8 protein-coding genes are annotated in these 12,764 nt (G+C 72.9%); 3 read left to right on the top strand and 5 right to left on the bottom strand.

Going from position 1 to position 12,764, the window contains the following annotated elements:
- The first annotated feature begins 107 nt into the window (after positions 1-107).
- From D7X32_RS47225 to D7X32_RS38985, 3 genes are all read left to right on the top strand, one after another.
- The gene (locus D7X32_RS47225) at positions 108-4,328 is read left to right on the top strand and encodes a serine/threonine-protein kinase (RefSeq protein ID WP_244239430.1); all 4,221 of its coding nucleotides are present in this window, start codon (positions 108-110) and stop codon (positions 4,326-4,328) included.
- A gap of 117 nt (positions 4,329-4,445) precedes the next feature.
- Positions 4,446-6,020, top strand: coding sequence for a hypothetical protein (locus D7X32_RS38990; protein ID WP_120607595.1), 1,575 nt, complete (start codon positions 4,446-4,448; stop codon positions 6,018-6,020).
- Between the two features lie 3 nt (positions 6,021-6,023).
- The gene (locus tag D7X32_RS38985; RefSeq protein WP_120607594.1) at positions 6,024-7,439 is read left to right on the top strand and encodes a serine/threonine-protein kinase; all 1,416 of its coding nucleotides are present in this window, start codon (positions 6,024-6,026) and stop codon (positions 7,437-7,439) included.
- An 80-nt stretch (positions 7,440-7,519) separates the two neighbouring features.
- Here D7X32_RS38985 and D7X32_RS38980 read toward each other — a convergent pair whose 3' ends face one another.
- The 5 genes from D7X32_RS38980 to D7X32_RS38960 all read right to left on the bottom strand — a co-directional run.
- Positions 7,520-8,935 (bottom strand): sigma 54-interacting transcriptional regulator, encoded by a 1,416-nt coding sequence (locus tag D7X32_RS38980; RefSeq protein WP_244239429.1) that lies wholly within the window; start codon positions 8,933-8,935, stop codon positions 7,520-7,522.
- Between the two features lie 87 nt (positions 8,936-9,022).
- Positions 9,023-9,820, bottom strand: a complete 798-nt coding sequence (locus D7X32_RS38975) for a ZIP family metal transporter (RefSeq protein ID WP_120607593.1) — start codon at positions 9,818-9,820, stop codon at positions 9,023-9,025.
- A gap of 104 nt (positions 9,821-9,924) precedes the next feature.
- On the bottom strand, positions 9,925-10,917 hold the full coding sequence (locus D7X32_RS38970) for a HEAT repeat domain-containing protein (RefSeq protein WP_120607592.1): 993 nt from the start codon (positions 10,915-10,917) through the stop codon (positions 9,925-9,927).
- The gene (locus D7X32_RS38965) at positions 10,917-12,083 is read right to left on the bottom strand and encodes a HEAT repeat domain-containing protein (RefSeq protein ID WP_120607591.1); all 1,167 of its coding nucleotides are present in this window, start codon (positions 12,081-12,083) and stop codon (positions 10,917-10,919) included. The genes D7X32_RS38970 and D7X32_RS38965 overlap by 1 nt, the downstream gene beginning before the upstream one ends.
- Before the next feature lie 117 nt (positions 12,084-12,200).
- A partial coding sequence (locus tag D7X32_RS38960) for a M23 family metallopeptidase (RefSeq protein ID WP_244239428.1) occupies positions 12,201-12,764 on the bottom strand: 564 nt, incomplete at its 5' end.

The raw sequence follows: 12,764 nt of genomic DNA, 5'->3' as shown, positions 1-12,764 counted from the left end.
CGGAAGGGCCGGGCGTGACGCTGGCGGCTGGGCTCATCGCGGGCGAGGGGCTGGTGGGGGTGGGCATCGTCCTGGCGCGAGCGCTCTGGTAGCCTTCGGGCATCCGCATGCGCTGTCCGGTCTGCCACCGCCGCCTCGCTCCCGGCGCGGCGTGTCCCGTGAATGGCGTCGCCGCCGAATCCGGCCTCCCCCTGGAGCCGCTGGCGATCCCAGACGTCCCCGGCCTGTCCGGTGCCGCCCTGTTGGGGGTGGGCGGCTTCGCCCACGTCTTCACCGCGGTGCGCGAGGCGGATGGCCGCGAGGTGGCGCTCAAGGTGGGACTGGGGCCGCACCATGCGCGCTTCGCCCACGAAGCGGAAGCGCTCCGGAGGGTCGGGCCGCCCACGGTGCCCGCGGTGTTGGAGGAGGGGCGGGTCGGGGGCAGGCCGTTCCTGGTGCAGGAGTTGTTGCGAGGGCAGACGCTCGCGGCGTGGATGGCGGCGCTGCCGGGTTCGGGTGCGGCGTCCGTGGCGCGGGTGCGGGAGCTCTTGACGGGGCTGTGTCCGGCGGTGGCGCGCGTGCATGCGGTGGGGCTCGCGCACCGGGACCTCAAGCCGGAGAACATCTTCCTGCGCGAGGGTGGCGCGCTGAGCCTCCTGGACTTCGGCCTCGCGCGGAGGATGGAGGAGGGGCCGGCGGAGGAGGCGGGGAACCGCGCGGGCACGACGGTCTACATGGCGCCGGAGCAGTGCCTGGACGCGCGCGAGGCGGGCACGGCGGCGGACCTCTACGCGCTGGGTGTCCTGCTCTTCGAACTGCTCACGGGCGCACCGCCGTTTCACGGCAGCGCGGACGAGGTGCGCGAAGGGCACGTGAGCCAGCGTCCTCCGCGCGTGTCCGAACGGGCCTCCGTCCCGGTGGCGCTGGACGCGGTGGTGGCTCGGTGTCTGGCCAAGGATCCGGCGGAGCGGTACGCGAGCGCGGAGGACGTGCTGGCCGCGTTCGAGGCCGCATGCGCTGAAGGGCCCGCGCTGCCCGGTGTCGTCGGGGCGAGGGACGCGCGGTCGGCGCAGGCGCTGGTGACGTTCGCGGGAGCGCGCCCGGTGGCGGTGCTGGGGTTGCGCACGGCCGCGTCGGTGGAAGACCTGGCGGCCACGCTGGAGCCATTCGGCGGTGTGCTGGCGCGGGTCGCGGCAGGGGGCTACCTGCTCGTCTTCTGTGAGTCGTTGTCCGCGGAAGCGAACGTGCGCGCGGGTGCGCTCGCGGCACGGCGGCTGGTGGAGTCCGGAGACGCGGCGGCGGTCCTTCATGTCGCGGTGCTGTATGTGCATCCCGGCACGACGCTGCCGCGCATCGCGGGGGCCGCGCTGGAGCGGCCGGAGGCGTGGTGGGGAAGGGCGGTCGCGCCGGGCGAAGTGCGGGTGACACCGGATGCGGCCGTGAGGCTCGAACCGGGTTGGATCGAGCCCGCCACGGGGCAGGCCGACCGCGAAGAAGCCGAGCCCGCGATCCGTGAGGGTCTCGCGCGCGAGAACCGTTGGATTGAGCCCGTCACGGGGCAGGACGACCGCGAAGCCGAGCCCGCGAGCCGTGAGCGTATCGCTCGCGAGAATCGTTGGATCGAGCCCGCCACGGGGCAGGACGACCGCGAAGCCGAGCCTGCGAGCCGTGAGCGTATCGCGCGCGCGAACCGTTGGGTCGAGCCCGCCACGGGGCAGGACGACCGCGAAGCCGAGCCTGCGAGCCGTGAGCGCATCGCGCGCGAGAACCAGGAGTCTGCTGGGAGCGCTGAGCCCGCGGCACGACAGGGGAGCGAGGAAGCCGAACGCGCACCCACGCGTTTGCCCGAGAGTCGTGAGCCCCTTGCGAGGCACTCGGCAGAGGAGGACGCACGCGCGGCGTCACTGCCGCCAGTAAACGCCACGCGCGAGCCTGGAGCGCTCTTCCGGCTGCGCCTCCATGACGAGGAGGGCGCACGCGCGGATGGGGAGCCTCCGCCCTTCGTGGGACGCGAAGCGCTGCTGGATGCACTGGTGGCGGATGCGGAGCGGAGCCTGTCGTCCTCGGTGCCGGGCCTGGGACTGCTCACCGGCGAGGTGGGGCATGGCAAGTCGCGGGTGCTCAAGGCGCTCGCGTTCCGGCTGGAGTCCGCAGGCCAGGCGCAGGTCGTGCGTTTGCGTGCGCCGCCTCCGGATGCGTCGGTAGCCAGCTCCCTCCTGGATGCACTGCGCGCCGTCGTGGGCCGTCCGTCCGCGGAACCCCGTGCCCTGGCCGATGCACTCGTTGCTCAAGCCCGTGAAACACCGCTCGTGCTGTTGCTGGACGACGCGCACCTCGCGGATCCCCTGAGCCTGGATGTGCTGGAGCGCGCCACGCTCGAAGGGCCCCGGGCACCGTTGTGGATCTGCGTCGCCGGACGCCCCTCGCTCCTGGGCTTGCGTCCCCACCTTGGCGAGCGCAGCGCCCACGCCTCCCGCCATCCGCTGCCGCCCCTTCCGCCAGAGGCGAGCCGCGCGGTGTTGGTCCACCTGCTGCGTCCCGCGGAGCACATCCCTGAACCCGTGCTCGCGCGCCTGGAGCAACTGGCCCAGGGCGTGCCCCTGTCCCTCGTCGAACTGGCCCGTGCGCTCCGAGCCGCCGGGGCCCTGCGCTCGGCTCCGGGCGGCGGGTGGTACGTCGCCCCAGACGCGCTGCTGGACGTGTCCGTCACGCCGCTGTTCGAACGGCTCGCCCCACGCGTGCTCGCGGGCCTTCCGGAAGTGCACCGCGTGCTCGCGCGGCTGTGCGCGGTGCTCGGCACGGAGGTGGACGTGGCTCGGGTGGACGCGGCGCTGCGCCACCTGGCCGCCGGGCCGGAGCTGTCGCGCGCCGCCACCCTGGACGCGGGTGCTGGTCTGCAACGGCTGACGCGCGCGGGCCTCCTGCGCCCCTCGGGGCCGGGCCGCTTCGCCTTCCGGCACCCGCTGCTGCGCGAAGCCCTGGAGGCCCTGCTGCCTCCCGCTCCTCGCCGCGCGCTGCACGCCGCCGCGCTCAACGCCAGCGTGGGCGACGACGTGGCCGAACGCCGCCGCCGTGCCCATCACGCGGCCGTCTGCGGCGCCCACCTGGAAGCCGCGCGGGACTACCTGGCGCTGGCGGAGGAGGCCCGCGCCGGACACCTGTCCGTGGAAGCGGAGCAGCACTACACGCGCGCGCTCGCGCTCCTTCCGGAGTCCGACGACGCGCGCCGGGCCCAGGCACTCACGGGACGGGGAAAGGTGCGCCACCGCCTCCAGCGCTTCCGTGAAAGCCTCGCGGACCTGTCCACCGCACGCGCCCTGGCCCGCGCCCGGGGCGACGCGGCGCTCGAGGTGGACCTGCTGCTGGAAGAGGCCACCGCGCGCGACTGGATGGAGGACTCGGACGGCTCCGCCACGTGCACGCGTGAAGCGCTCGACGCCATCGAGCCCCTGGACGCGCCGCGCCTGTCCCTGCGGTGCGGCCTCGCCCGGGGGCGCCTGCACGTGCGTCAGGGCGAGTGGGCCGCCGCGGCCCGCGTGCTCACCTCCACCTCCGAGGGCGCGGAGAGCGCCCGGGACCACGAGACCCTGGTCGTGTCGCTGGCCCTGCTGGGCGCGGCGCTCACGTTCCTGGACCGTGCTCCGGAAGCCGCCGCGCGCTTCGACGAAGCCCTGGAGCGCTGCGAGGCCGCGGGCGACGGGCTGCACAAGGCCGCCGTGCTGAGCAACCGCGTCCTCCTGTGGCTCCGTCAGGGCGACGTGCCCCGCATGGAAGCGGACCTGCGCAGGGCCATGGCGCTGGGCCGCGAGCTGGCCCATGCGCAGATGGAGCGCTGGTCCACCTTCAACCTGGCGGAGGTCCTCTACATGCAGGGCCGCCTGGACGAAGCGCTCCCCCTCGCGCAGCGCGCGTACGAACTGGGCGTGCGCTTCTTCCGCGAACATCCCGTGCCCGTGGACGCGCTGCTCCTCGCCCGCATCCAGGCCGCGGCGGGAGACGAGGCGGCGGCGGCCCGTCAGCTCGCCTGGATCTCCCAGCGCTGTCCGCCGGAATCGCTGCCGCCCACCGCCATCATGCGGCGCCTCGTGGAGCTCCAGGTCCATCAACAGAGCACCGGCGCCTTCCGTGCAACGGATTGGGAAGCGCTCCACACGGAAGCGGACGCGCTGGCCTCGCCGGACGAGAAGGCGGAGATCCTCCTGCGGGCCACCGGCATCGCACGCCGCACGGGCGCCCTGGATGAGGCCCGCGCGTGGCTCGAACGCGCCGCGCCCGCCGTGGCGGAAGCCCCTCTGTGGGCTACGTGTTTCCACGCACTGCGTGCCGCGCTCGCACCCGCAGCACTGTAACGGGAAGCGCTACTCGGCCCGGTGGCCGTAACCTTTCGCGCTACAGGGAGACAAGAAGGCCGCGCCTGGGGTTTCCTTCCCATCCCATTTCCGAATCCTGCCCAAGGAGTGTTCGCGATGGCCTCCTCCGTCCTCCGAGTCCCCTGGTGTTTCCTGTTGCTGGCACTTTCCGGCTGCGAGCCCGCGCTCCCGGACAGCACCGACGTCAGCCCCGGTGCCGATGTGGCGCTCGGCACGAGCGAGTCGGACATCCGCATCGCCAACTCGCTCAGGACGCAGGAGCTGGTGGTCAACGCCATCGCCGCGAACCACGACGCCAACGAGGCCCTGTCCACGAACTCGCTGGAGTCCCTCTTCGACCCCGACGAGATCATCGCCGGTCCGCAGAGCGACCTCATCCGCAACCAGCTCCGTGACCCGTACGCGCAGCGCTTCATGGCGTACCTTGTCGGCTGCGCGCTGGGCGAAGGGGAGACCCTCGAATGGCTCAATCCCTTGCAACCCGGCAGTTCGCAGCGCAGTGAATGGGCGGGCTCCGCGGGCCTCTGCCCGTGGTGGCGCACGGAAGCGCCGGGCGACGCGTGCCTCAAGCGCGTGACGGCCTGCCTCCTGGCGCGCAACAACGGACTGGGCTACCGGGTGGAGCTGTCCATGCGCGGAGAGCTCCACGAGCCCGCCCTCTCCATCGCGGAGCCGTTCGCGTTGGATGCGTGGACGACGCCCATCGATCAGCTGCCGACCGCGCCCGCGCCGTTGAGCAGCGCGGTGCCGTGCGACACCCGGACGGTGGGCGCGGGGCGGGACTGCGGTTGGACGATGCACTCGGTGGGCTGGTGCCCCGCGGGTCAGACCATCGCCGTGGGAGCGGGCGGCCCGCAGAGCTGCCCGTCCGGGACGCCGCTGGGCTCCAGCTCGGGCGCGCGCATGGCGCTGCGCGTGTGTCACGGCATCGCCGGCTGTGACAGCACCGACGACGTGCGGCACGTGGCCTCCAGCCAGGGCTGCTCGCCCGGCTCCACGAACCCGCTGCCCTCCGCCTCGACGGACCCCTCCGTGCGCTTCACCTGCCCGGCGACGGGCGGATACTTCACGGTGATGACGGCGCCCTGGGACAGCTCCGCGGAGGGCACCGCGAACGTGGGCGTCACGACCGGCGTGCAGGCTCCACTCTCCGAGCGCGCCGTGTACCGGATCCGCGAGGGCGCCTTCTACGGCAACCTCTTCGGCAGGGACGCGCTCCGCGACGACATCAACGTGACGGTGACGTTGGTTTCGAAGAATCCGGATCGCTACGCCATCAAGCGGCCGCGGTCCCCCCAGGTGAAGCCCATCTTCAAGGACCTCTACGCCTGCTACGACCCGGGTTGGGTGTACGGCATGGCCTACGCGACCTACCGCGTGTGCGCGCTGCCGGGCACGAATGAAGACTGCGCGGCCCAGGTGACGGGGCCCTGCTGGGACAGCAATCCGCTGGCCGCGCACCGGTGCGAGCAGCAGGACGGACCGCTCCTGGGTGGCGACGGCGACTTCGAGCGCTGCCGCGACTTGTCCAACACCCTCTGGACGGAGCCTGTCACCGTCTACCTCAACGGCGCATGCGACCTGGTGGATGAGCAGCACCGCGACCTGTGCAAGCGCTGGACGGAGCCCCCGCCTCCCCAGGACGTCTCCCGGGGCACGGGCAAGAAATAGCCCATGGCGGGCAACGGCGAGGAGGCCCTCTATGGCGAGGAGCTGCGGCCCGGCGCGCTCGTGGGCGAGTGGGTGGTGGACCGCGTCCAGGTCCAGGGCCCCGTGTCCGCGTTGTACCGGGCGCGGCACGCGCGAACCGGCGTGCCCGCGGCGCTGAAGGTGCTGCACCCGCAGGTGGCCGCGGCGGCGGTGGCGCTGCGGCGCTTCCGGCGCGAGGCGGCCACGCTGCAGCGGCTCCAGCATCCGCACATCGTCACGGTGTTGGGGTACGGCGAGCTGTCGGACGGCCGGCCCTTCATCGCCATGGAGTGGCTGGAGGGCCAGGACCTGGCGGCGGAGCTGGCCACGCGCGGGCCGCTGTCCCCGCGCGAGGTGCTGGCGGTGATGGAGCAGGTGGGGGCGGCGCTGCGGGTGGCGCACGCGGCGGGCGTGGTGCACCGCGACCTGAAGGCGCAGAACGTGGTGCGGCTCGGGCCCGGCCGGGGTGGCCCTTCCGTGAAGCTGGTGGACTTCGGCGTGGCGAAGGGACTGGTGCCGGGCGCTCCGGGCAGCTCGTCGCTCACGCACACCGGCGTGGTGCTGGGCACGCCGCTGTCCATGGCGCCAGAGCAGATTCGAGGCGAGGTGCCGGACGCGCGCACGGACCTGTACGCCGTGGGCGTGCTGCTCTTCCAACTGCTCACGGGCATGCCGCCCTTCCAGGGCACCACGCGCCACGAGGTGGAGCAGCTGCACCTGCACGCGCCGCCGCCGCGCCCGGGAGAGCACGCGCCGGTGTCCGCCGCGCTGGATGCCGTCGTGCTGCGGTGTCTGCGCAAGGCGCGCGAGGAGCGCTACCCGGACGTGGACGCGCTGCTCGAGGACCTGAGGGGCGCGGTGCTGGGCGGCGCGGCGCCGGTGGAGGTGCCGCGCGCGGTGGGGCTGTATGTGGAGGCGCGGCTGCCGGGCGAGCCGGGCCCCGCCGCGATGGAGGACCTGGACGCGGGCCTGGAGCGCGCGAGCATCCTGGCGCGCGAGGCCGGCCTGGAGGTGCGGGTGATGGGCGGCGCGTGCCTGCTCGCCGTGGCCAGCCTGCCGGACGACGTGCGCCGCGAGCGGGAGCTGCGCGCGCGGGTGCTGGACGTGGGGCTCGCGCTGATGGGCGGGCCCGCCTCCACCGCGCGCCTTCACGTCACCGTGCACGTGGACCGGCTGACGGCGCGGGAGGAATCCCACGGCTGGGCGGACGGCGCGGCCTCCGCGTGGGATGCGGAGGGGGGAGAAGGGGGCCTGCTCCACCTGCCCGGCTGGGTGCGCGACGACGGTGACGAAGCCACGCCCGTCGTCACCGGCCCGGCGCTGCGGGGACTGGAGACGGACTTCGTCGCCAGCCCGGTGCCGGATGTGCCCGAGCGCTGGCGGCTCTCCGCCCGGCGCTAGGCCCCCGGAGCTCCAAGGGGCGCACCGGCGCCGTTCTCAGCCCTGGGGACCGGCTTCTGGCCCGAGGGACTGGCGGCTGCTCAGGGCTTGATGCCGTGCCTGCGCAGCAGCCGGTAGAAGTGCACGCGGTCCATGCCGGCGGTGACGGCGGCCTGGGCCACCTTGCCCTGGTGCTTCTCCAGCAGCGCCCGCAGGTAGCGCCGCTCGAAGTCGTCCACCACGCGCCGGCGCTGCTCCGCGTACGGCCGCGACAGGTCCACCTCCAGCGGGCTGCCCTCCGGACGCGAGTCCTCCTCCGCCAGCGGCAGCGCGTCCTCGAACACCAGGCAGCGCTCCAGGTGGTTGCGCAGCTCCCGCACGTTGCCCGGCCACGCCGCGTGCCTCAGTCGCGACAGGAACTCCGGCGTGCGCAGCGCGCCCGTGCGCTCCGGGTCCGCGCCCAGCGACTCCAGGATGCCCGACACCAGCATGGGCAGGTCCTCCGGCCGCTGGCGCAGGGACGGCATCGCGATCCTCAGCACCGCGAGCCGGAAGAACAGGTCGGAGCGGAAGCGGCCCGCGTTCACCTCCGCGCGCAGGTCGCGGTGCGTGGCCGCGATGAGCCGCACGTCCACCGGCTGGTACGTGTTGCTGCCCACCCGGCGGATCTCCCGGTTCTCCAGCACGCGCAACAGCTTGGGCTGAAGCTCCGGGGGCAGCTCGCCAATCTCGTCCAGGAAGACGGTGCCGCCGTCGGCCTCCTCGAAGACGCCCGCGCGCCGGCTCACCGCGCCGGTGAAGGAACCCTTCTCGTGGCCGAACAGCTCACTCTCCAGGATGTGCGCGGGGATGGCGCCGCAGTCCACCACCAGGAACGCCGCGTCCCTGCGCCGGCCGGCCTGGTGGATGGCGAGCGCCGCCTGGCTCTTGCCCGTGCCCGTCTCCCCCTCCAGCAGCACCGTGACGTCGCGCGCGGAGGCCCGCTCCATCATCGCGAAGCAGCCGCGCATGGCCACGGACGTGCCCACCAGCGTGCCGAAGCGCGTCATCTCCGACAGGGGCAGCCGGTTGCTCTCCGCGCTGAAGTCGAAGCGCAGCACCACGCGGCCCAGCCGCAAGAGGCTGCCGCTGCGCAGGATGCCCTCCACCACCTGCACGCCGTCCACGATGACGCCGTTGAGGCTGTCCAGGTCCTTCACCTGCGGGCCCTTGGGCCCGATGCGCACCTCGCAGTGGAAGCGCGACACGGTGGAGTCCTCCACCGCGAAGTCGTTGAGCGGGTGCGAGCCCACCGAACAGGTGTCCGCCGTGGACTCCCAGACCGCGCCCGCGCCCGGGCCCTCCACCACGGACAGGCGGAAGCGGCGCACCGTGGGCAGGTCCCCCGGACGGCGGGCCTGCTCGTACGGCAGCGTCACATGGAGCGCGGCTTCCACGCCCTCTTCGTCCGGGCGGGTGCCCTTGTCCTTCGACTCCCCGGGGGCCCCGTCGACGCGGGTTCGATCCGACACAGACATGCACTTCAAACTACCACGTCCGGGCCACCCGGGGCGGGGCAGCCGGATGTCCGCCAGGACACAAACGCGGTACGCGCACGCAAAGCGTCAGCTCAGCGTCACGTCCAGGAACATCATCAGCACGAAGCCCACCATCAGCCCGGCGGTGGCCTCCTTCGCGTACTCCTGGCGGTGGCTTTCGGGGATCATCTCGTCGCTGACGACGTACAGCATGGACCCGCCCGCGAACGCGAGCGCCCACGGCAGCACGCCGGACGCGAACGACGTGGCGAAGAAGCCCACCAGCGCGGCCACCCCCTCCACCAGCCCCGTGTAGAGCGCCACCAGCACCGCCTGCTTGCGGCTGTACGCCACGCCCATCAGCGCCAGCGCGACGACGAAGCCCTCCGGGATGTCCTGCAACCCGATGCCCACGAGGATGGGCGCGGCGATGGTCATGGAGCGGCTGCCCACGCCGGTGCCCACCGCCAGCCCCTCCGGGAAGTTGTGCAGCGCGATGGCCAGCACGAACAGCCAGATGCGCTTCAGGTTCACCGCCTCCGCGTTGCCCTCCTGGCCCTTGATGAAGTGCTCATGCGGGATGAAGCGGTTGCACAGGTGCAGGAACAGGCCGCCCACCAGCATGCTGCCGCCCACCACCAGCGCGGGGACGAAGCGCGACGTGGAGCGCGCCTCCGCCAGGTGGATGGCGGGCACGACGAGCGAGAAGGCCGTGGCCGCGAGCATCACGCCCGCGCTGAAGCCCATCAGCACGTCCTTGGACCGCTGGGAGATGCTGCGCGCGGCCAGGGCGGGCAGTGCGCCCAGGCTGGTGGACAGGATGGTGACGCCGCTGCCAACGAGCGCCAGGGCGAGGGTGGACGAGCCGAAACCGCTGTCGGACATGGCCTTCCCAACCTGTCGCACTCCCCGCCGTCCGGCCACCTTTTCGGCGAAGTCCGGACGCGGGGGTGCCCGCCATGGAACAGCGACGCCCCGGGAGGACGCACTCAGGGCGACAGGCGCTGCTTCTCCCTCAGGAGCAGGTGCCACTCCTGGAGGTTCAGCTTGAGCGCGGACAGCCACGCGTCGATCTCCGGATCCAGGCGCGGATCCACGCCGCGCAGGGACTCCAGGAGCGGCCGGGCACCGGACTGGCCCAGCCGCGCGAGCCCCTCCAGCGCCGACTTGCGCACCGCGAGGTCGCTGTCGCCGCGATACAGCGACGTGAGTGAGCGGCGCGCGCCCGCGGACTCGGAGCCCGGCACGCCGCCCAGCGCCTTCGCCGCCGCCGCGCGCAGGCCCGCGTCCTCCGAGCGCAGCTGCTGGGTGAGCTTGCGCACCGCCTCCGGGCTCGCGGCCTCCATGGAGACCTCGCCCAACAGGCGCCGGGCCACCGCCGGGTCGCCCGAGGCCGCGGCGACCTTCACCGCCGCTTCCGCCAGCTCCGGGTTGTGGCCGAAGTAGATGCCGGCGCTCTCCGTCACCAGGTTCTCCACCACCGCCTGGCGCACCTCCGGCGCGCTGTCGCGCACGAGTTGCTCATAGGTGACCACGCCGCCGTTCTTCGCCATGAACTCCACCGACGGGGAACCCTGGAGCGCGCGCACGGCCGCGGCGCGCAGGCCCGGGTCCACGTCCTGGCTCGCGCGGGAGAGCAGCGGCTGGAGCAGCTCCGGCTTCTGTGCGTTGCTCGCCTTGGTGGCCAGCGCCGCGCCCACGGCCTCCAGCACGGCGGGGTCGCGCTCCTGGCTCACCGCCCGGCCCAGCGCCTCCGGCGGCAGGGCGATGGCGGCCTCCTTCAGGCGCAGCCGCGCGTACTTCCGGTACGCGGGCGAGCCCGTCTTCATGGCCACGCGAACCTCGTCCAGCATGCCCTCCACCGTGCAGGCCGTCTGCGTGGGGACGGCGACGGGCGCTCCCTGCCCCAGGGCGAGCCCCGGCAGGAGCGACAGCCAGAGGATGTGGCAGCGCATGGGGGCCTTCATCGTTCGCGAACCCATCAGTGCGGCGCTCCTTCCTCGACCACGCAGTCGTGGTGTTCCTTCTTGCCCAGCCAGATGCGCGCGAAGTCCGTCGTGCCGGTGGCGTACAGCGCCTTGAAGTCCAGGGCGTCCTGGCGCAGGCGCGGGTCCTTGCGCGCGAACTCCTCCACCAGGGGCAGGGCGTCCGCGCCGGCCGCGCGCACCGCGAAGCGCAGGAAGGCCCATCTCACGCACAGGTCGTGCTCCCCGTCGAAGGCGGCGCGGTACGCCTCCAGGGCCTTCTTCGGATCCTCGGTGACGGCGAGCCGGAAGGCGGCCATCTCGCGCACGTCGCGCTCCTTGTCGGTGCGCATCACCTTCGCCAGCGCGTCGATGGAGTCCGAGTCGAGCAGCGGGTCGGAGTACGACGGCATCTCCAGCGCGAGCAGCCGCACGGCCGTGTCATCCGACGTGGTTCCGATATCCAGCAGGTCCTTCCAGTACGGCGCATACGTGCCGGTGCGCTCGTAGTCCTCCTTCATCACCCGGCCCAGCGTGCGCGTGGCCACCCACGCGGCGGAGTCCGCTGAGTCATCCATCGCGATGGCCTTGAGCCGGCCCCGCGTCTCCGGGGTGAAGCGATGCTGCGTCTCCAAGGCATCCAGCGCGGAGGCGCGGTCGGGCGTGGCCAGCGACTTGTCCTCGGCCACGGACACCAGCTTCTCCGTGACGCGCGGATGGCGCACGGCGGGCGCGGCCTTGAGGGCCTCCAGGTAGATGGCCGGCTCCGGTGGCGCGGCCTTCACCGCCCAATCCACCAGCTGCAACGCGCGATCAGGGTCCTGGCCCACGAGCTCCGTCAGGCGCTCCTGGAGATAGGCCACCAGCGCGGTGTCGCGCGCCTGGATGGCGGCGGCCACGGCGGCGTGCAGGGACTCCATCGTCGCGGAGCGGTCCAGGGCGGCCAGCCCGTCCCAGCATCCGGGCATGGGAATCTCCTCGCGCGGTCCGGTGCTCGCGGAGGGCGGAGGCTCCACGGCAGAGGCATTTCCGGCGCCAGCCGAAGGCGCGGAGGGCATCACGGCGACGTGCATCGGAGGACCGGCGTCATCGGTCCCGGCCGCGCCCCGCCACCACACGACGCCCAGGGCGACGAGGAGGACGAGGCCGGCGAGCGCGACCTTGAAGTGGGGACGGGAGGTCATGTGTCGAAGGGGCTCACGTGGGGAGGGAAGGACGGGCGCAAGAGCGCCAGACGCCGGGGACGTGAAGCCGGGCAGGGGACGTGCGGCCCCTGCCCGGAAGGCACACGCACGCCTGGGCTACAGCGTGGGAACACCCAGCCGGTTGTTGCAGTAGGCGTTGGTGCCGCACGTGGTGCCGACGCTGGTGTACCAGGCCGACTTGCGCGTGCCGTACTGCCGGTTGTCCGAGTGCGAGTGCGGACCGGTGGCGCTGCCCGTACCGCCCACCAGCCCCAGCGCGCAGCGATCACACGTCTTCGTGCCGGAGCTGACGTTGGCGTAGAAGTGCAGCTGGCGGAAGTCCCAGCCGTTCGCGCCGGACACCACGTAGTAGTTGCCCGCGCCGCCGTTGCACGTGGAGCCGTTGCAGGCCGCCGCGCAGCCGCCGTAGTAGTAATAGTAGTAGTTGCCCACCAGCATGCCGCGGTGGTTCCACTCGCCGCAGGAGCTGTTGCCCACGTCGAGCGCCGTGTGGCTGCTCCCGGTGCAGTTGTAATAGGTGGTCGAGTTCACGTAGGCCGCCGTGTCGCAGATGGGGCCGTTCGCCGTGGCCGCCACTCCCGGACCCGCCCACGCCGCGGCGGCCAGCGCCACCCCGGCGGACAGCAACGTCTTCAGCTTCATGCGGTGCTCCCTCCCGTC

The sequence above is a fragment of the Corallococcus carmarthensis genome (genome assembly GCF_003611695.1).
GTDB lineage: Bacteria > Myxococcota > Myxococcia > Myxococcales > Myxococcaceae > Corallococcus > Corallococcus carmarthensis.
The sequence above is the reverse complement of the archived record's forward strand: the minus strand, read 5'-3'. Positions and strand labels throughout refer to the sequence as shown.